The organism is Burkholderia sp. NRF60-BP8 (genome assembly GCF_001522585.2).
Lineage (GTDB): Bacteria > Pseudomonadota > Gammaproteobacteria > Burkholderiales > Burkholderiaceae > Burkholderia.
This window is the reverse complement of record NZ_CP013373.1, coordinates 1,765,525-1,784,772: the sequence shown is the minus strand read 5'-3', so window position 1 is coordinate 1,784,772 and position 19,248 is coordinate 1,765,525. Positions and strand designations below refer to the sequence as shown.

The 19,248-nt window shown below is 70.7% G+C and carries 18 protein-coding genes; 8 read left to right on the top strand and 10 right to left on the bottom strand.

Translation table 11 applies throughout. The annotated features are described in order from the left end of the window. The first annotated feature begins 61 nt into the window (after positions 1-61). The 6 genes from cobG (at position 62) to WS54_RS21605 (ending at position 6,207) form a co-directional block, all read left to right on the top strand. Positions 62-1,426, top strand: coding sequence for a precorrin-3B synthase (cobG, locus tag WS54_RS21630; RefSeq protein ID WP_335671906.1), 1,365 nt, complete (start codon positions 62-64; stop codon positions 1,424-1,426). After that, complete coding sequence (locus tag WS54_RS21625) at positions 1,419-2,045, top strand: precorrin-8X methylmutase (RefSeq protein WP_034207315.1); 627 nt, start codon at positions 1,419-1,421, stop codon at positions 2,043-2,045. Before cobG ends, WS54_RS21625 begins: the two co-directional genes overlap by 8 nt. Next, the gene (locus tag WS54_RS21620) at positions 2,042-2,776 is read left to right on the top strand and encodes a precorrin-2 C(20)-methyltransferase (RefSeq protein ID WP_059785751.1); all 735 of its coding nucleotides are present in this window, start codon (positions 2,042-2,044) and stop codon (positions 2,774-2,776) included. Before WS54_RS21625 ends, WS54_RS21620 begins: the two co-directional genes overlap by 4 nt. Further along, positions 2,773-4,488 (top strand): precorrin-3B C(17)-methyltransferase, encoded by a 1,716-nt coding sequence (gene cobJ, locus WS54_RS21615; protein WP_059785748.1) that lies wholly within the window; start codon positions 2,773-2,775, stop codon positions 4,486-4,488. Before WS54_RS21620 ends, cobJ begins: the two co-directional genes overlap by 4 nt. Then, positions 4,458-4,736 (top strand): hypothetical protein, encoded by a 279-nt coding sequence (locus tag WS54_RS33870; RefSeq protein WP_059785746.1) that lies wholly within the window; start codon positions 4,458-4,460, stop codon positions 4,734-4,736. The genes cobJ and WS54_RS33870 overlap by 31 nt, the downstream gene beginning before the upstream one ends. A 115-nt stretch (positions 4,737-4,851) precedes the next feature. Beyond that, positions 4,852-6,207, top strand: a complete 1,356-nt coding sequence (locus WS54_RS21605) for a chitinase (RefSeq protein ID WP_059785743.1) — start codon at positions 4,852-4,854, stop codon at positions 6,205-6,207. A 102-nt stretch (positions 6,208-6,309) separates the two neighbouring features. On the opposite strand, the gene WS54_RS21600 is transcribed toward WS54_RS21605, so the two are convergent. From WS54_RS21600 to WS54_RS21585, 4 genes are all read right to left on the bottom strand, one after another. Then, the gene (locus WS54_RS21600) at positions 6,310-7,053 is read right to left on the bottom strand and encodes an IclR family transcriptional regulator (RefSeq protein ID WP_059785740.1); all 744 of its coding nucleotides are present in this window, start codon (positions 7,051-7,053) and stop codon (positions 6,310-6,312) included. Between the two features lie 60 nt (positions 7,054-7,113). Further along, positions 7,114-8,280: an acyl-CoA dehydrogenase family protein gene (locus tag WS54_RS21595; RefSeq protein WP_059785736.1), complete on the bottom strand. Its 1,167-nt coding sequence runs from the start codon at positions 8,278-8,280 to the stop codon at positions 7,114-7,116. Between the two features lie 127 nt (positions 8,281-8,407). Continuing rightward, positions 8,408-9,709, bottom strand: coding sequence for a CitMHS family transporter (locus WS54_RS21590; protein WP_059785733.1), 1,302 nt, complete (start codon positions 9,707-9,709; stop codon positions 8,408-8,410). Positions 9,710-9,825: 116 nt separating this feature from the next. Beyond that, positions 9,826-10,986: a CaiB/BaiF CoA transferase family protein gene (locus WS54_RS21585; protein WP_059785731.1), complete on the bottom strand. Its 1,161-nt coding sequence runs from the start codon at positions 10,984-10,986 to the stop codon at positions 9,826-9,828. Between the two features lie 276 nt (positions 10,987-11,262). On the opposite strand from WS54_RS21585, the gene WS54_RS21580 reads away from it, so the two are divergent. Further along, positions 11,263-11,523: a hypothetical protein gene (locus tag WS54_RS21580; protein WP_059785728.1), complete on the top strand. Its 261-nt coding sequence runs from the start codon at positions 11,263-11,265 to the stop codon at positions 11,521-11,523. Positions 11,524-11,677: 154 nt separating this feature from the next. Next, positions 11,678-12,100: an NUDIX hydrolase gene (locus WS54_RS21575; RefSeq protein WP_034207306.1), complete on the top strand. Its 423-nt coding sequence runs from the start codon at positions 11,678-11,680 to the stop codon at positions 12,098-12,100. 33 nt (positions 12,101-12,133) lie between these two features. Here WS54_RS21575 and WS54_RS21570 read toward each other — a convergent pair whose 3' ends face one another. The 6 genes from WS54_RS21570 to cobN form a co-directional block, all read right to left on the bottom strand. Then, complete coding sequence (locus WS54_RS21570; RefSeq protein ID WP_059785725.1) at positions 12,134-12,460, bottom strand: low molecular weight protein tyrosine phosphatase family protein; 327 nt, start codon at positions 12,458-12,460, stop codon at positions 12,134-12,136. A gap of 29 nt (positions 12,461-12,489) precedes the next feature. Then, positions 12,490-13,062 carry a DUF1993 domain-containing protein gene (locus tag WS54_RS21565; RefSeq protein ID WP_034207304.1) on the bottom strand — a complete coding sequence of 191 codons (573 nt, stop codon included), beginning with the start codon at positions 13,060-13,062 and terminating at the stop codon, positions 12,490-12,492. Between the two features lie 84 nt (positions 13,063-13,146). Further along, positions 13,147-13,599, bottom strand: coding sequence for a YaiI/YqxD family protein (locus tag WS54_RS21560; protein ID WP_059785721.1), 453 nt, complete (start codon positions 13,597-13,599; stop codon positions 13,147-13,149). A 58-nt stretch (positions 13,600-13,657) separates the two neighbouring features. Further along, positions 13,658-14,269 carry a vWA domain-containing protein gene (locus tag WS54_RS21555; RefSeq protein WP_059785718.1) on the bottom strand — a complete coding sequence of 204 codons (612 nt, stop codon included), beginning with the start codon at positions 14,267-14,269 and terminating at the stop codon, positions 13,658-13,660. A gap of 68 nt (positions 14,270-14,337) precedes the next feature. Continuing rightward, positions 14,338-15,435 carry an ATP-binding protein gene (locus WS54_RS21550; RefSeq protein ID WP_059785717.1) on the bottom strand — a complete coding sequence of 366 codons (1,098 nt, stop codon included), beginning with the start codon at positions 15,433-15,435 and terminating at the stop codon, positions 14,338-14,340. Continuing rightward, positions 15,432-19,244, bottom strand: a complete 3,813-nt coding sequence (cobN, locus tag WS54_RS21545; RefSeq protein ID WP_059785714.1) for a cobaltochelatase subunit CobN — start codon at positions 19,242-19,244, stop codon at positions 15,432-15,434. The genes WS54_RS21550 and cobN overlap by 4 nt, the downstream gene beginning before the upstream one ends. Between the last annotated feature and the right edge of the window lie 4 nt (positions 19,245-19,248).

The window sequence follows — 19,248 nt, the reverse complement described above, 5'->3', positions numbered from 1 at the left end:
GCCACACTGTTGCGCTATCCCGTTGAGTTCCGTTCCCGATTCGATTCCTGCGTCGTCCGTCGTGCGCCCGTCGGCCTGCCCGGGGCTCGTGCGCGTGGTCGCGGCCGCCGACGGCGGGCTGTGCCGGATCAAGCTGCCGGGCGGCCGGCTCGACGCGCGCCAGGCGCGCGCGATCGCCGCCGCCGCGCGCCTGTACGGCTCCGGCGCGATCGATGCGACCAATCGCGCGAATCTCCAGCTGCGCGGCATTCGCGACGGCGCGGCCGATGCGCTGGCGCGCGCGTTGCTCGATGCGGGGCTCGGCCCGCGCGCAAGCGCCGACGACGCCACCATCGTCAATGCGGCCGCGCTCGCGGCGAGCGACGACGTCCGCAACGTGATGTTGAGCCCGCTCGCCGGGCACGACCCCGCCGCACTCGTCGATAGTTACGCGCTCGCCGTGCCGCTGCTCGACATGCTCGCGAGCGAGCCGCGTCGCGGCGAATTGTCGCCGAAATTCTCGATTCAGCTCGACGGCGGCGAAACGGTCGCGGCGCTCGATCATCAGCACGACATCTGGCTGGCCGCGTGGCGCCGCGGCGACGGCGCGGTACGCCTGGCGGCGGGGCTGGCCGGCTGTCCGCCGGTGGCGCACGGCGATCGGCCCGCTTCGGTCGACGTGTCCGTCGATCAGGGCGTGGCACTGGTTCGCGCGCTGCTGCTCGCGTTCCTCGATCTCGCGCCGGCCGACGTCACGCGGATGCGCGCATTGCTTGCGACGTGCGGCGAGCCCACGCTGCTCGCGCGCGCGCAACACTACCTGCCCTTCCCGCTCGCGGCCGATCCGGCGCTTGCCGGCTGGCGGCGCACGCGCGTCGACCCAGCGCTGCGTTTCGGCGCCCGCCCGTCGCGCGACACGGCGCGTTGCAGCGTCGGCGCGCAATTCGCGCTCGGGCGGCTCGACGCGACGCAACTGGAGCGGCTCGCCGTACTGGCCGAAGCCGACGGCGACGGCACGCTGTCGATGACGCCGTGGCAAGGCGTGTTCGTGCACGGCGTGCCGAACGAGCGCGCGGCTGCGATGCGCGACGCACTCGCGTCGCTCGGCCTCGTGTGCGCGTCGTCCGACCCGCTGGCCGCGCTCGTCGCCTGCACCGGCAGCACGGGCTGCGCGAAAGCGCGCGCCGACACGAAACACGACGCGCGCGCACTCGCCGCGCGCGTCGGCCATCCGCTCGACGTGCATCTGACCGGTTGCGAGCGCCACTGCGCGCTGCCGCACCCGGCCACCCATACGCTCGTCGCGGTGGCGCCCGCGCATTACGACCTTTACCGGCGCGACGCGGCCGCGGGCTTCGGCGCCCCACTCGCGCGCCATCTGACGATTGATCAGGCCGCGGTCCGACTCATGGACGCGCGGCACAGCCAGGACACCACCGATGCTTGACTACATTCGCGACGGGCAGGAAATCTACCGCCAGTCGTTCGCGACGATCCGCGCCGAGGCCGACCTGTCGCGGGTTCCGCCCGATCTCGAGAAACTCGCGGTGCGCGTGATCCACGCGTGCGGGATGGTCGACGTCGTGTACGACCTGCGCTTCTCGGCCGGTGCCGGTGCGGCCGGCCGCGCGGCGCTCGCGGCCGGCGCGCCGATCCTGTGCGACGCGAGGATGGTCGCCGAAGGCATCACGCGCGCGCGGCTGCCGGCGGCCAATCGCGTGATCTGCACGCTCGGCGAGCCGGAGGTGCCCGACCTCGCACGGCACCTCGGCAACACGCGTTCGGCCGCCGCGCTCGAACTGTGGCGCCCGCATCTCGCGGGCAGCGTCGTCGCGATCGGCAACGCGCCGACCGCGCTGTTCCACCTGCTCGACATGATCGACGCCGGCGCGCCACGCCCCGCGCTGATCCTCGGTTTCCCGGTCGGCTTCATCGGCGCGGCCGAATCGAAGGCGATGCTCGATGCCGACAGCCGCGGCGTGCCGTACGTCGCGCTGCTCGGCCGGCGCGGCGGCAGCGCGATGGCCGCTGCCGCGGTCAATGCGCTGGCGACGGAGGTCGAATGACGCGCGCGCACGGACGGCTGTTCGGGGTCGGCGTCGGCCCCGGCGATCCCGAACTGATGACGATCAAGGCGCTGCGCGTGCTGCAGGCGGCGCCCGTGGTCGCGTATTTCGTCGCGAAAGGCAAGAAAGGCAATGCGTACGGCATCGTCGAAGCGCACCTGCTCGACGGGCAGACGCAATTGCCGCTCGTCTATCCGGTGACGACCGAGGCGCTGCCGCCGCCGCTGTGCTACGAGACGGTGATCGCCGATTTCTACGACACCGCGGCCGAGATCGTCGCGGCGCACCTCGATGCGGGCCGCGACGTCGCGGTGATCTGCGAGGGCGACCCGTTCTTCTACGGCTCGTACATGTACCTGCACGACCGCCTCGCGCCGTGTTACGACACCGAGGTGATCCCCGGCGTGTGCGCGATGCTCGGCGGCACGGCGGTGCTCGGCCAGCCGCTCGTCTATCGCAACCAGAGCCTGTCGGTGCTGTCGGGCGTGCTGCCCGAGCACGAGCTGCGCGAGCGGCTCGCGCGCGCCGATGCGGCGGTCGTGATGAAGCTCGGCCGCAACTTCGACAAGGTGCGGCGCGTGCTCGACGAACTCGGGCTCGCGAAGCGCGCGCTGTACGTCGAGCGCGCGACGATGGCGAACCAGCGCATCGTGCCGCTCGACGAGGTCGATCCGATGGCGTCGCCGTATTTCTCGCTGCTCGTCGTGCCGGGGGAAAAATGGCAAGGATGACGACGGCGCCCGCGATCGTGATTCTCGGCGCGAGCGCGCTCGATACCGCGCAACGCATCCAGATGCGTTACCCGGGCGCCCGTGTGCACGGGCTCGCGTCGCGCGTCGACGCCGACGTGCCGTTCGACGAACTCGGCACGCACCTGCGCGAACTGTATGCGCGCGGCTTGCCGATCGTCGCGCTGTGCGCGGCCGGCATCGTGATCCGCTGCCTCGCGCCCGCGCTCGCCGACAAGGGCGTCGAGCCGCCGGTGCTCGCGGTCGCGGAAGACGGTTCGGCCGTCGTGCCGCTGCTCGGCGGGCTGACGGGCGTCAACGCGATCGCGCGCGAAATCGCCGAATGCGTCGGCGTCGCGCCCGCGATCACGACGAGCGGCGAACTGCGCTTCGGCGCGTGCGTGCTCAATCCGCCCGAAGGCTATGCGCTCGCCGATCTCGCGCAGGGCAAGCGCTTCGTGTCCGACCTGCTCGCGGGCGCGTCGACGCGCGTCGACGGCGCCGCGCCGTGGCTCGACGACGTCGCGCTGCCCCGTGATGCCGCAGCCGCGCACGCGATTCGCGTGACGCCCGACGCGTGGCGTGGCGCGCGCGACGAACTCGTGATTCATCCGCGCAGCGTGGTGGTCGGCGTCGCCGCTCATGCCGTGCATGCCGACGAAGCGCTGGCCGCGCGCGTCGCAGCCACGCTCGACGAACAGGGTCTCGCCCGGCTGGCGCTCGCGGCCATCGTCGCGCCCGCATCGGCGATCGGCGACGCCGCACTGGAAGCAGCGGCGAGCACGCTCGACGTGCCGCTGCGCTTCGTCGATAGCGACAGCGACCGCGATACGCCCGCCGACGCCGCCACGCTGCTCGCTCGCGCATTGCGCGTTCCCCACACGCTGCGTGAAGAATCGAACGGCCTCGCGTGCGCGGTCGCGTCGCATCCGGTCGATCCCGCGACGCTCGGCCGCGCGCGCGGCCGCCTGACGGTGCTCGGTCTCGGCCCGGGCGGCGGCGCGTGGCTCACGCCGGCCGCACGCGCAGCGCTCGCGGACGCGACCGACATCCTCGGCTATACGACCTACGTGAACATGGCCGGCCCGTTCCGGGCCGACCAGCGCGTGCACGGCACCGACAATCGCGAGGAAATGCAGCGCGCGCGCCATGCGTTCGAACTGGCGGCCGAGGGCCGCCGCGTCGCGGTCGTGTCGTCGGGCGACCCCGGCGTATTCGCGATGGCCGCGGCCGTGCTCGAAGCGCTCGACGCAGCGCGCGACCCGCGATGGGCCGCAGTCGACCTGCGCGTGGAGCCCGGCATCTCGGCGTCGCTCGCGACGGCCGCGCAGGCCGGCGCGCCGCTCGGCCACGACTTCTGCGCGATCTCGCTGTCGGACAACCTGAAGCCGTGGGACGTGATCGAGACGCGCCTGCGGCATGCGGCGCAAGCCGATCTCGTGATGGCGTTCTACAACCCGATTTCGCGCGCGCGGCCGTGGCAGCTCGACCGTGCGCTCGATATCGTGCGCGCGCATCGCACGGCCGACACGGTGGTCGTGCTCGGCCGCGACATCGGCCGGCCGGGCGCGACGCTTTCGACGACGACCCTCGGCGCGCTACGCGGCGACCAGGTCGACATGCGCACGATGGTGATCGTCGGCTCGTCGACGACGCGGCGATTCGCGATCGGCAACGCGCGCGAATGGGTCTATACGCCGCGCTGGTATCGCTGAAGGCCGCGGCGTTCCAGCCGGCGCGCGTCCCGCATCCGGCGGCGCTCTCCGGCGGCGCTCGCGTGAATGCGGATGCACGCGAGCCGGAAGTCGTCATGCCGGTGCGTCGCCGGTTCGCTGGAACCGGTCCATACGCACCGCGTCGCGCGATCGGTCGGAAAAAGTGCCCGCCCTGCGTTTCGAAATGCGACCGAATCGGCAAGTTCGTTACGTATCGGGAATCGAATAACAAAAAGAAGAACACCTAAATTCCCTATTCGACGCGAATCCTCCAAGATAGGCACGCCGCCGGCGGGGCACGTGCCGCCCCATCGGCGGCGATACGCAGGCCAGCGTATCCCTCTTCCACTTGGAGAACACAGAATGAACAACAATGCGTTGACGCGTTTCGTTCCGCGTGCGTTTGCCGCGGGTTGTCTGCTCGCGATGGCGAGCGTGTCGCACGGTGCCGGCGTCTATGCGCCCTATGTCGACGTGACGCTCTATCCGACACCGCTGGTCGACCAGATCGGCGTGCGCCAGGGCATCCAGCAGTTCACGCTCGCGTTCGTGGTCGCGGGCAACGGCTGCGTGCCGTCGTGGGGCGGCGTGCAGCCGATCGGCAACGGCGCGAGCGGCGACCTGCTGACTGCGCTGTCCACGTCGATCGCGAGCTACCGCGCGAAAGGCGGCGAAGTCGCCGTGTCGTTCGGCGGCGCGAACGGCACGCCGCTGATGCAGGCGTGCTCGACGGTCTCCGCGCTGAAAGCCGCGTACCAGACGGTGATCGACACGTACGGCCTCACCCACGTCGACTTCGACATCGAGGGCGGGTCGCAGCAGGACACGGCGGCGATCGCGCGCAACTTCCAGGCCGTCGCGCAACTGCAGGCCGACTACGCGGCGAAGGGCAAGCCGCTGCACGTGACGCTGACGCTGCCGACGATGCCGACCGGGCTCACGCAGGACGGCGTGAACGTCGTCAACGCGGCCATCGCGAACAAGACCGCGTTCGATGCGGTCAACGTGATGGCGATGGATTACGGTCCGGCGAACATCGACATGGGCGCCGCGGCGATCAGCGCCGCGCAGGCGCTCTACTCGCAGCTCGACACGGCGTTCAAGTCGGCCGGCCAGCCGAAGACCAATGCGCAGCTGTGGCAGATGGTCGGCGTCACGCCGATGATCGGCGTCAACGACGTGCAGGGCGAGACGTTCACGCTCGCGAATGCGCAGACCGTACTGAACGCGGCGGTCGCGAACGGCTACGGCTTCTTCGGCAACTGGTCGGTCGGCCGCGACCAGGCGTGTCCGTCGGGCGGCACGTATGCGTCGCCGACCTGCTCGGGCGTCGCGCAGCAGCCGTACGCGTTCGCGACGATCTTCAAGAAGCTCGACGGCAAGTGGGGCGCGGGCGTCACGCAGGACCCGAACTACGGCGGCGGCACGAACGGCGGCACGCCGCAGCCGGGCGCACCGTGGGCGGCCGGCCAGGTCTATACGGCCGGCGCGACGGTCACCTACCAGGGCACGACGTATCAGGCGCAGTGGTGGACGCAGGGCGACGTGCCCGGGCAGGCGGCCGTGTGGAAGCCGGTCGGCGGCGGCACGCCCGCGTGGTCGGCGACGACCGCCTACCAGGGCGGCACGTGCGTGACGTACCAGGGCGCGAAGTATTGCGCGAAATGGTGGACGCAGGGCGACAACCCGAGCGCGGGCGGCGTGTGGGTGAAGTCGTGACGGTGCGACGGGCCGGCGCGTGACGCGCGGCGGGCCGTGTCCGGCATGGCAGGACCGCACGCCGGCGACGGCCCGCTGCCGGCGCCGTCGGGTGCCGCTGCCCTACCCGCGTGCGTGCTCGGCCAGCAGCCGCGCCTTCGCGTCGACGAGCAGCGCCGCATGCGCGTCGCGATGCTGGCGAATCCGCTCGGTCGGCCCGACGACCGACAGCCCGTACCAGTCGCCGTCGAGCGTCAGCGCGACCGCGATCGCCGACAGTTCGGGCGCGCTCTCGCCGAAGTTCTCCGCCCAGCCGAGCTCGCGGAATCGCGCGGTCTGCGCGACGAGCGCCGGCAGGTCGGCCACCGTCGCGTCGGTAAAGCGTTCGAACGGCAGTTGCGCGCCGAGCGCCTGCTGCGCGTCGCTCGCGAGTTCCGCGAAGATCGCCTTGCCGATCGAGTTCGCATGCAGCGGGCGCAACTCGCCCGGCTGGCGCGTATAACGGATCGCCTGCTCGGATTCGACGACGTCGAGGTACGTGACCGACACGCCCTGGATCTTGCCGAGCACGGCGGTTTCGCGGCTCGCGTCGCGCAGCGCGACGAGGTGCGGATGCACGACGTCGACGACCGGATCGGTCGCGTCGATCGCGGCGGCGACCGTCTGCAGGCGCCGCGTCGGATAGTAGCCGCCGCGCCTGCGCACTTCGTACAGGTAGCCGCGGCTCACGAGCGTGCGCGCCATCGCCAGACAGCTCGATGCCGGCACGTTGAGCAGGCGCGCGAGTTCGGTCAGCGGCAGCGGCCGCCGTTCGGCGGCGAACAGCTCGAACAGGTCGAGCGTGCGGGCAACGAGTTTGACGTCCATGACGAGCGCTTGATTCGGAACGGGAAACCGCGCGCCGGGCGAGCCGCCGGGTCGGTACGGTCAGTACGACTTCGGCAGCCCGAGCACCTTCTCCGCGATGTAGCACAGGATCAGTTGCGGACTCACGGGCGCGAGCCTCGGAATCATACACTCGCGCAGGTAGCGCTCGACATGGTATTCCTTCGCATACCCCATCCCGCCGTGCGTCGCGATCGCCGTCTGGCAGGCCTGGAACGCGGCTTCCGCACCGAGGTATTTCGCCGCGTTCGCCTCCGCGCCGCACGACTGGCCCGCGTCGTAGCGCGTCGCGGCCTTCATCACCATCAGCCAAGCGGCTTCGAGCTGCATCCACGCCTGTGCGAGCGGATGCTGGATCGACTGGTTCTGCCCGATCGGCCGGCCGAACACGACGCGCTCGCACGCATACTGCGTCGCGCGGCGCAGCGCGGCCTGCCCGAGCCCGATCGCCTCGGCGGCGATCAGGATCCGTTCGGGGTTCAGGCCGTGCAGCAGATAGCGGAAGCCGTCGCCTTCGTGGCCGATCAGGTCGTCGCGCGACACGCGCAGGTTGTCGATGAACAGCATGTTCGAATCGACCGCCTTGCGGCCCATCTTCTCGATTTCGCGGACCTCGACGCGCGAACGGTCGAGGTCGGTATAGAACAGGCTCAGCCCGTCGGTCGGTTTCGCGACCTGGTCGAGCGGCGTCGTGCGCGCGATGATCAGCATCTTGTTCGCCACCTGCGCGGTCGAGATCCAGATCTTGCGCCCGCTCAGCACGTAGTGATCGCCGTCGCGGCGCGCCTGCGTGCTCAGGTGCGCGGTATCGAGCCCGGCGTCGGGCTCGGTCACTGCGAAGCACGCCTTGTCGCGCCCGGCGATCAGCGGCGGCAGGAAGCGCGCCTTCTGCGCGTCGTTGCCGAACACCTGCACCGGGTTCAGCCCGAAGATGTTCATGTGCACGGCCGACGCGCCGGACAAGCCGGCACCCGATGCGCTGATCGTGCGCATCATCAGCGCGGCTTCGGTCATCCCGAGCCCGGCGCCGCCGTAGGCCGGATCCATCGCGATGCCGAGCCAGCCGGCGTCGGCGAGCGCCGCGTGGAAATCGGCCGGGAACCCGCCCACGCGATCGCGTTCGAGCCAGTAGTCGTCGCCGAAGCGCTCGCAGATTTTCTCGATCGCGCTTTCGATCGCGCGCTGGTCGTCGGTCAGGTCGAACTGCATGGATTGCTCTCCAGGAAAACGTGAACGGCCGCGCCGCCTTCGCGACGACACCGGGCCGCCCCGGCCGTCGCGCCGACGAAAAACGCTTTCGGGCGGCCGGCACGTGGCGTCGGGGCAACGCGCACGGTCATAACGGAAACACGCCCGTCGCGACCGCGGCGAATACCATCAGCACGGTGGCGGCGAACAGGAACGGAATCGTGAATTTCTGGTGCTCGGCGAGCTCGACGCCGGTCAGGCCGACGATCAGGAACGTCGCGGGCGTGAGCGGGCTCACCGGGAAGCCCGTCGTCATCTGGCCGAGCAGCGCGGCCTGCGCCATCCGGATCGGCGGCACGCCGAGCAGCTTGCCGCTTTCCGCGAGCACGGGCAGCACGCCGAAGTAGAACGAATCGGGGTCGAACAGCAGGCTGAGCGGCATCGACAGCAGCCCGAGCACGAACGGCATGTGGCGCGCATGCTCGATGGGCACGTGCGCGACGACGACCTCGGCCATCGCCTTGAGCATCCCGGTGCCGGACATGATTCCCGTGAACGCGCCGGCCGCGAGCAGCACGCTCGCCATCATCAGCGCGGCCTTCGCATGCGCGTCGATCCGCTCGCGCTGCGCCTGGACGTCCGGGTAATTGATCACGAGCGCGGCGACCGTGCCGAGCATGAACATCACCATCGGGTCGACGATGCCCGACACGAGCGTGACGAGCACGACGAGCGTCAGCGCGACGTTGATCCCGAATCGTCCCGGCCGGCGCAACGCGCGTTCGGCGTCGGTCAGCTCGCGCGGCGCGATCGCGAGCGATGCGGCGCCGGCGCGGTCGAGCCCCAACCGCTTCGCCTCGCGCACGCCGAGCACCCAGGCGGTGCCGAATACGAACGCGAGCCCGACCATCTGCACCGGAATCATCGGCATGAAAATCGCCGAGCCGGGAATGTGCAGCGCCGCCGATGCGCGCAGCATCGGCCCGACCCACGGCAGGAAGTTGACGCCGGCCGCCATCGACGCGACGCACGCGAGGATGCGGCGATCCATCCCGAGCCGCGTATAGAGCGGCATCATCGCCGGCAGCGTGACGAGGAACGTGACCGCGCCGGAGCCGTCGAGATGGATCAGCAGCGCGAGCAGCGCCGAGCCCATCACGATGCGCGGCGGATGGCAGCCGATCACGCGCAGCACGCCGGCGATGATCGGGTCGAGCATCCCCGCATCGGTCAGGATACCGAAAAAAAGAATCGCAAAAACGAACATCCCGGCGATCGGGCCGATGTTCTGTACGCCGTGCACGACGAACTTGCCGGTCTGCAGCCCGAAACCGGCCGCGAGCGACGCGGCCACCGGCACGACGATCAGCGCGACGAGCGGCGACAGCCGCTTCGTGATGATCAGGCCGAACAGCGCGACGATGGCGACCGCGCCGATCGATGCGAGCATGATGCGTCTCCTCTTCTGCCGGTGCGCTTGTCGGTGCGTGTCGACGCGCGGGCCGGCGTGATGTCCGAACGATGATGTGTGCCGCGACACGGCACGGCAGGCGGCCGCGACGGCGGTCAGCTCCGGCCGTCGTCGTTGTCGTTGCCATCCGCGAACACCTGCGCCGCATGTTCGTTCAGCGCGGGCGGCGGACGCCGGTACGTGGCCGGCGTGCGGCCCAGCTTGATCGGCGACGCGATGCCGCGATGCCGGCCCAGTTCGACCTTCATCCGCCGATGCGCGACATGCGGGTGGTCGAGCGCCGCATCGAGCCCGAGCACGGGCGCGCACGGCACGCCGCGACGCATCAGTTGCTCGGCGAGCACGGCGCCGTCGTGCGCGGCCAGCGCCGTTTCGAGCAGCGTGCGCAGCACGGTCCGATGCTGGTTGCGCGCGCGGTTGTCCGCGAAGCGCGGATCGTCGAGCCAGTCGCGCGTGCCGAGCACGTCGCACAGCGCGGCGAACTGCCCGTTGTTGCCGACCGCGAGGAAGATGTCGACGCCCGCCGTCGGAAAGCTGTCGTACGGCGTGATGTTCGGATGCGCGTTGCCGGTGCGCACGGGCGCGTTGCCGGAATGGAAGAAGTTCGGCGTATGCGGATGAAGGATCGACAGCGCGCAGTCGAACAGCGTCGACTCGACGAACTGGCCGCGGCCGCTGGCGTCGCGCTCGCGCAGCGCCATCAGCACGCCGAGCGCCGCGTTCAGCCCCGTGACGAGATCGACGATCGGCACGCCGACGCGCAGCGGCGCGCCGCCGGCTTCGCCGTTGACGCTCATCAGCCCCGCAAGCGCCTGCACCGCCGCGTCGTAGCCCGGCAGCCCGCCGAGCGGGCCGTCCGCGCCGAAACCCGACACGCGGCAATGGACGAGGCGCGGAAACCGCGCATGCAGCGCGTCGAACCCGAGCCCCCAGCGTTCCATCGTGCCGATCTTGAAGTTCTCGACCAGTGCGTCCGCGTGTTCGAGCAGCCCGAGCAGTCGCTCGCGATCGGCCGGCTGCGTCAGGTCGAGCGCGATGCCGAGCTTGTTGCGGTTCACGCCGAGGAAGTACGACGCGGTGTCGCCGTCGAACGGCGGGCCCCACGTTCGCGTTTCGTCGCCGGACGGCGGTTCGACCTTGATCACCTCCGCGCCGTGATCGGCGAGGATCTGGGTCGCGTACGGACCGCCCAGCACCCGCGACAGATCGATGATGCGCAATCCTGCCAGCGCGCCCTGCTGCTCGTGTTCCGCCATGCGTCTCGCTCCTGGTTCCGGTTGATCGGACTGCCGGTTCCGGCAGCCCGGCGCGTGCGGCGCGGTTTCTCCGGATTCGACGAATAATTCTTGTATGTGAATTTATATTCACACTCACGAATTATGTTGTCAAGCCCGGATGGACCCGGCTGTCGCGCCGAGCCCATCGTCGCGCGCAAGCGGGGACGACACCGAACGCGCCGGTTGCGGTCGCACCCCGCCGTTGGCTAAGCTGGCGGGCGACATTCATCCCTACCCAAACAAGGCGGAACATTCATGAAACGGTTGTGGCTGGCGGCCTTCGTGCTGGCGTCGACGCTGGGCGTCGCGCACGCGCAAAACCAGACTTTCCACTTCGGCGAAGGACAAACCGGCATGCCGGGCGCGGCGCCGCACGCTGCCGCGCCGGCGGCTCGGCCCGCGCCCGCACGCCGGCACGTCACCGCGCCGTCGCCTCGTCACCGGCGTGCGGTGCACAAGCGCCGCCATTCGCGCCCCGTGAAGCCGGCGCGCGGCGGCATCTACACGCACGCGTGAACTGGCGTGCGTGGCACGAGCGCGGGGTGCACGCGACTGTCACGAACGGCCGGTAACATCGGCGCGGCGGCTTGCATGCCGTCGCCGCCTGCTGCCGAACCCTGCGCAGCCGACGGGCCTTTCCTCCACGATTCAGCACCTGTTTTGCCAGAACATGAGCACCGGGCCGGATACCCTCGCCGTCAACAAGGAACGCGCCACGATCGTGTGCCGCCAGCGCAGCAGCGTGCTGCTGGTCGCGCGCACCGCGGCGCGCTGGTCGCTACCGGGCGGCACGATCCGGCGCGGCGAGACGCCGCTCGAAGCCGCGCTGCGGGAACTCGCGGAGGAAACGCGACTGGAGGGGCTCGCGCTCGACTACGCGGTGCAGTTCGGCGGGCTGACGAAGCTGCATCACGTGTTCGTGGCCGACGTGCCGGCGCACCTGACGCCGCGCGCGAGCAACGAGATCGCCCGCTGCAAGTGGTTCACCGTCGACCGGCTCGACACGCTGCGCGCCAGCGTGCCGACGCGCAAGATCATCGAGTTGCTGCGGCTCGACTGTTTCTCTGCGCTCGCGAGCGGGCCGCTTCGCTGAGGTCGATGCCGGCTCGGCTGCCGACCGCGGCGATTACGCGCGCAGGAACGGGCCGGCCTTGCGTTCGAGCAGTGCGACGAGTTCGGGCTGCATGAACGCGTAGCGGTCGGGGATGTCGAGGCAGACGATCTTCCGGTGCTTCAGATGCGCACCGAATTGCGCCGACAGTCGCGCGTTGTGCGCGCGCTCCATCACGAACACGATGTCCGCCCAGTCGAGTTGCTCGACGGACAGCCGTACGTCCGCGTCGGGCGCGAGGCCCGCGGAGTCGGTTTCGATGCCGGGCCACGCGGCGAACACCGCTTCGGCCGTCGGGCTGCGTAGCCGGTTGCGGCTGCAGATGAACAGTGCCCGTGTCATGTCGCTTCACGGCCGCCCGAGCGGCCGGCTCAGCCTTGCGGAATCGTGCCTGGCCGGACGTACGCGAGCATGTGCGGCACGTAATCGGCCTTGCCGAGCTCGACGCCGTGATGGCGCAGGATCGCGTACGCAGCGATCGCGTGGAAGTAGAACTGCGGCAGCGCCCAGTCGCGCACGTACTGTTCGCCCGTCATGTCGAACGCGATCCCGTTCGGCAACTCGAGCGTGATCGGCAGCGCTGCGCCGCCATCGAGCGCATCCGGCGCGAGTTCGCCGAGAAAGGCGAGCGTGCCGGCGATGATCGCCTGCGCATCGGCCGGCGAACCGGGTTGCGCATCGGCGTTCCAGCCCGCCTCGCGCAACGCGAGCAATGCCGCCGGCAGCGGTTCGCCGCGCAGCCGATGGACCGGCTCCATCGCCTGGAAACACGAAAAGCGCACCTGGGCGGCGAGCGGATACATGTCGGGCGCCAGCCTCAGCGTCATCGCCGCGTCGGGTTCGTCGCCGGCGGACTGCCGGTGCGCGACGGCCTTGTCGAGCCACGCGGACTGCGCCCGCAGCATCTGGGTGTAGGTCGGAACGAGAAGTTGGGTCGGTGACACGCGCGCGCTCCTGTACTGGGGTTCGCGTCACACGATAGCAGCGTCGGCGCAAGCCTGCATCCCGGCCGGGCGCGCCGTGTGCCGTCACGGCTTGCCGTGCCGCGCCAGGAACCGGTCGAGCTGCGACGCAAACGCCTTGCCGTCGCGCGCGCCGAACGGCGCCGGCCCGCCCGTGTCGATGCCCGCGCTGCGCAACTGGTCCATCATCGCGCGCGTCGACAGGCGTTCCTCGATGTTCTCGCGGCTGAACCAGTTGCCGCGCGGGTCGAGCGCCTGCGCGCCCTTGTCGAGCACGGCGGCGGCCAGCGGGATGTCGGCCGTGATCACGAGGTCGCCGGGTTCGGCCAGCTCGACGATGCGCGCATCGGCCACGTCGAAGCCGGCCGGCACCTGCACGGCCTTGATGAACGGCGACGGCGGCGTGCGCAGAAACTGGTTCGCGACCAGCGTCACGCAGATCTCGGCGCGACGCGCGGCGCGAAACAGCATGTCCTTGATGACGGCGGGACACGCGTCGGCATCGACCAGTACTTGCATGGCGGAGGTTTCCGGTGGGCAGAAGCAGAAGCGGCGATCATAGCGCACCGCCGGCCGGCTATCGGCCGGCGAGATCGGTGCGAAGCGCGTCGGCCGTCACCCACTGCGCGCCCCAGGCCGCGGCGAGCCGCGCACCCTGCCCGATCCGCACGGCCGCATCGTCGAAGTCGACGAACACGACGTGATCGGCCGCCGCGGGTCTGGCCGGCGTGTCGCGCGTGCGCCCGTCGGACAGCACCCACAGCCAGCGCGCTTTGCCCGGCGCGCGCCGCGCCGCGCGGGCGAGCAACTGCGCGGCGGCCGCGATGCCGTCCGCGAGCGGCGTGCCGCCGCCGCCGTCGACCGGCTCGAGCCAGCGCGCATTCCACCAGCGCGGCACGGCCGGGCCGAAGCGCCGCGCGGCGCCGTTGCCGCCGAAGCAGACCAGCGCGGTTTCGACACGTGCGCGCGCGGCCTGATCGAAATACGCGACGATCAGTCCCTTCGCGAGCGCGAGCCGTTCGTGCGACAGCATCGACGCCGAACAATCGAGCACGAAGCAATGCAACGCGTGCGGCGTGCCCGCGCGTTTCCCGTAGCGCAGATGATCGCGATGCAGCGGACCGCCGCGTTTCGCGGCAAGCGTCGCCGGCCAGGCGACGGCCGTGCCGGCGCGCACCGTGCCCGGCACGCGCGCGGCGGCGCCTGACTGCCATCGAGGACCGCGAATCGCGTTCGCGGCGGCGCCGGCTCGATGGCTCAGCGTTTTTTTAGCGGCAGCGGCACCACGCTTTTCACGTCGCGCAGCCCGGCCGGTTCGGGCGGCAGGTAGCCCCAGTCGCCCTGAGATGCCGACGCGCCGGCCTCCGTGTCGCCCCTTTCGCGCGGTCGGTCGTCGGGCCGCCGGCGCGGGTCCGGCGGCGCACGACCGTCGCGTTCGCCATCGTGCTGCGACGACTGCTGAGAAGACTGCTGCGATGGCGGCGGCCCCGCATGGCGCCGGTGCCGCAGCACGGCCTCGGCCACGCGCTCCACGTGCGACACCGCCACCGCTGCGGCCCGTTCCAGCGCGGCCAGCGCACGCGCGGCGCGCAGCATCACGAGATCGGCACGCAACCCGTCGACGGCCGCGTCGATGCACAGCGCGCTGACGCGCGCATGGACCGCATCGTCGAAATCCAGCGCCGGCAGCCGGGCGCGCGCCGCGCGAATCCGGTCCGCGAGTTCCCGCTGAGCGGATGCGTGACGTGCGCGAAACGCGTCCGGATCGAGATCGAACGCGAGTCGCGCCTTCACGATCCGCTCACGCTGGGCGGCGTCGAAACAGTTCTCCAGTTCGACCATCAGCCCGAAGCGGTCGAGCAACTGCGGGCGCAGCTCGCCCTCCTCGGGATTCATCGTGCCGACCAGCACGAAACGCGCGTCGTGCGCGTGCGACACGCCATCGCGCTCGACGATGTTCACGCCGCTCGCGGCGACGTCGAGCAGCGTATCGACGAGCCCGTCGGCGAGCAGGTTCACTTCGTCGACATACAGCACGCCGAGATGCGCGCGAGCCAGCAGGCCCGGCCGGAAGCGCACGCCGTTTTCGGCCAGCGCATGCGCGAGATCGAGCGTGCCCGTCACCTGCTCGTCGCTCGCCGACAACGGCAGCGTGACGAACTGCCCTTCCGGCAACAGCTCCGCGAGGCCGCGCGCGGCCGTCGATTTCGCGGTGCCGCGCGGCCCGCTCACGAGCACGCCGCCGAGCGACGGGTCGATCGCGGCAAGCAGCAGTGCCTGCTGCAACGCGTCCTGCGCGACGAGCGCCGCAAACGGAAAAACCGCGCGGGCGCGGTGCGTCGTCGGATCGGTCATCGCCGCCCCCCTTCCTGAAGTTGTTCGCTCGCGAGCCAGACCGCTTCGATCCGCTCGCGATAGTCGCCCGGCTGCTGCCACAGGCCGCGCTGCATCGCCTCGACGAAGCGTTCGCAGATCCCGTGCAGCGCCTTCGGGTTGTGCCGTTCGAGGAACGCGCGGGTGGCGTCGTCGAACAGGTACGCGTCGGCGACGAGCGCGTACTGGTGATCCGACAGCACGCGTGCGGTCGCGTCATAGCCGTACAGATAGTCGACGGTCGCGGCCAGCTCGGCCGCGCCCTTGTAGCCGTGACGCTTCACGCCGTCGAGCCATTTCGGGTTGACGACGCGCGAGCGGATCACGCGCGCGATTTCCTCGCGCAGCGTGCGCATCTTCGGCGCGACCGGGTTCGCATGGTCACCGTGGTAGATGCTCGGCTGCTGTCCGGACAGGTGCCGCACCGCCGCCGTCATCCCGCCCTGGAACTGGTAGTAGTCGTTCGAATCGAGGATGTCGTGCTCGCGACTGTCCTGGTTCTGCACGACGACGTCGATCGTCGCCAGCCGTTCTCCGAACACTTCGGCCGCCGCGTCGCCCGCGCTGTTCTGCGCGTACGCGTGGCCGCCCCATCGGCGGTAGGCGTCCGCGAGATCGGCGTCGGTCTGCCAGCGGCGCTGGTCGATCAGGTCCTGCAGGCCCGCGCCGTAGCTGCCCGGCCGCGCGCCGAACACGCGCCAGCCGGCGCGGCGCCGCGCTTCGTCGGGCGCCACGCCCTGCGCGATCCATGCCGCGCGTTCGCGCTCGATGCGCGCGCGGATCGGGTTCAGCGCCTCGGGCTCGTCGAGCGCGGCGACGGCCTGCACGGCCGCGTCGAACAGGTGCATCAGGTTCGGGAACGCGTCGCGGAAGAAACCCGACACGCGCAGCGTCACGTCGATGCGCGGCCGGTCGAAGATCTCGATCGGCAGGATCTCGAAGTCGGTCACGCGGTGGCTGCCGTGCGCCCATTTCGGCCGCACGCCGATCAGCGCGAATGCCTGCGCGATGTCGTCGCCGCCGGTGCGCATCGTGGCCGTCCCCCACACCGACAGCCCGATCGCGCGCGGATAGTCGCCGTGATCCTGCAGATGGCGCTCGATCAATTGCTGCGCGGATTTCAGGCCGAGCGACCACGCGGCCTGCGTCGGCACCGCGCGCGTATCGACCGAGTAGAAGTTGCGGCCGGTCGGCAGCACGTCGGGACGGCCACGCGACGGCGAGCCGCTCGGCCCCGGCGGCACGAAACGGCCGTCGAGCCCGCGCAGCAGCTGACGCATTTCCTCGCCGCCGCAGGCGTCGAGCGCGGGCAACAGCATCGTGCGCACGCGTTCGATCACCGCGAGCGTATGCGGCCATGCGCCGGGCGGCGGAATCGCGATGCCGGGATCCTCGACGGATTCGGTTCTGCACACGGTGTCGAGCCAATGCTGCGCAAGCCGTTCGAGCCGCTCGCGCGTATCGCCCGCATGACGCCACGGCGACGCGTCGAGCGCCTGCAGGACGGTCGGCCGCGGCCCCGTCCACGGCGCGGCCCAGTCGGCCGCGAGCGGATCGAAAGCGTCGCCGAGCGCGAGATCGCGCGCGAGCGCGCCGATCAGCCCGGCCCGTTCGCCCTTGCCGTCGCCGACCGGAAAGCGCGCGAGCGCGAGCAGCGTGTCGCGCCGCTGGCGCTCGAGCGGCGACGCGCCGAACACGTGCAGCCCGTCGCGAATCTGCGCTTCCTTCAACTCGCACAGCCATGCGTCGACCCGCGTGAGCAGTGCATCCTCGTCACCCGCGTCGCGCGGCGGCGACACGCTCAGTTCGTCGTGCAGCCGATGCTCGGCGATCGTCGCGAGAATCGTCTTGCGCAACAGCTTCGCGCGCCGCGCATCGACCATCAACGCTTCGTAGTATTCGTCGACCTGCCGTTCGAGATCCTGCAGCGGGCCGTAGTTTTCCGCGCGCGTGAGCGGCGGCATCAGGTGATCGACGATCACCGCCTGTGCGCGCCGCTTCGCCTGGCTGCCCTCGCCCGGATCGTTGACGATGAACGGATACAGGTGCGGCAGCGGCCCGAGCGTCAGGTCGGGCCAGCACGCGTCGGACAGCGCGACGCTCTTGCCCGGCAGCCATTCGAGATTGCCGTGCTTGCCGAGATGGATGACCGCGTCGACGCGATACGCATCGCGCAGCCAGAAATAGAACGCGAGATACGCATGCGGCGGCACGAGCTCCGCATCGTGATAGCTCGCGTAGTCGTTCTCGTCGCGCGAGCGCGACGGCTGGATGCCGACGAATACGTTGCCCGCGCGCCAGCCGGCGATCGTGAAACGCCCTTGCCGCAGCGTCGGGTCGGCTTCAGGCGGCCCCCAGCGCGCGTTCAGCGCGTCGCGCACGGCCGCCGGCAGCCGCGCGAAATGCGCGACGTAGTCGGCCAGCGGGAAGCTCTGGAACGCCGGTCGCAGCGCGTGCACGGCCGCGTCGTTGGTCACGCCTTCGGTGAGCCGCGCGATCAGCGCGTCGCCGTCGGCCGGCAGGTCGGCCACCGTATAGCCCGCGTCGCGCAACGCCGCGAGCACGCGCAGCGCGGAGGCCGGTGTGTCGAGCCCGACGCCGTTGCCGATGCGCCCTTCGCTTTGCGGATAGTTCGCGAGAATCAGCGCGATGCGCTTGTCGCCATTGTCCAGCGTGCGCAGCCGGCACCAGCCGCGTGCGAGCGCCGCGACGAACGCGATCCGCTCGGCATCCGGCTGGTAGCGCACGACGTCGACCTCGGTATGCGGGCAGCGATACGCGAGCCCCTTGAAGCTCACCGCGCGCGTGACGATGCGCCCGTCGACTTCGGGCAGCGCGATATGCATCGCGATGTCGCGTGCGTGCAGGCCCTGGTTGTCGGCCACCCACGCGTCGCGATTGCCGCCGGACAGGATCACCTGCAGCACCGGCGCGTCGCCGGCGAGCACGTCGTGCCCGGGGCTGTCGATCGCGCCGGCCGCGAACGCGGTGGTATTCAGCACGAGCGCGACGTCGTGCGTGTCGCAGAGTTGCGTGATGACCTCGCGGCTCACCGCGTCCTTCAGCGACGTCACCGCGATCGGCAGCGGATTCAGCCCTTGGTCGATCAGTGCGTCGGCCAGCGCGTCGAACACCGCCGTGTTCGCGGCCTGCCAGTGCGCGCGATAGAACAGGATCGCGACGACCGGCGCGCCGGGCGTCCAGCGCGGCCGCCAGTCGTCGACGCTCGCGCGGTCGCGCGCCGGGTGATACAGCGCGGCGGCGGGCAGCGGCCGCGGCGGTTCGGGTTCGTCGCCGAAGCCGAACGTGTGAAACGCGATGCTGCGCAGCAGCGCGTCGGCGTTGTGCACGCCGCCTTCGCGCAGGTAGCGCCACCACAGCCGGCATAGCTCGGCCCCGACCGTGCTCTTCGCGACGAGGTTCGGGTCCTCCTGCAGGTCGCCCGAGAACATCGCGAGCCGTTGCCCGCGCTTCGACGCGAGCGACACGGCCTGCTCGATCCCGTACGGCCAGTACGCTTCGCCGCCGAGATGATCGATCACGACCGTCTTCGCGTGACGCAGCACGTCGTCGACGTAGAAATCGACCGACGCCGGCTGCCGCAGGAACGTGACGTTCGCGAGCCGCACGCTCGGGAACCCGGCCGGCAAGTGCGGCACGACGCTCGCGAGCAACGACAGCGTCGTGTCGGCCGAACTCAGGATGACGATGTCGGCCGGCTGCTGGTCGATCCGGACGACGCCCTGCGTATCGTCGACGAAGCCGCCCGGCGTGGTGCGCAGCAGATGCATCGTG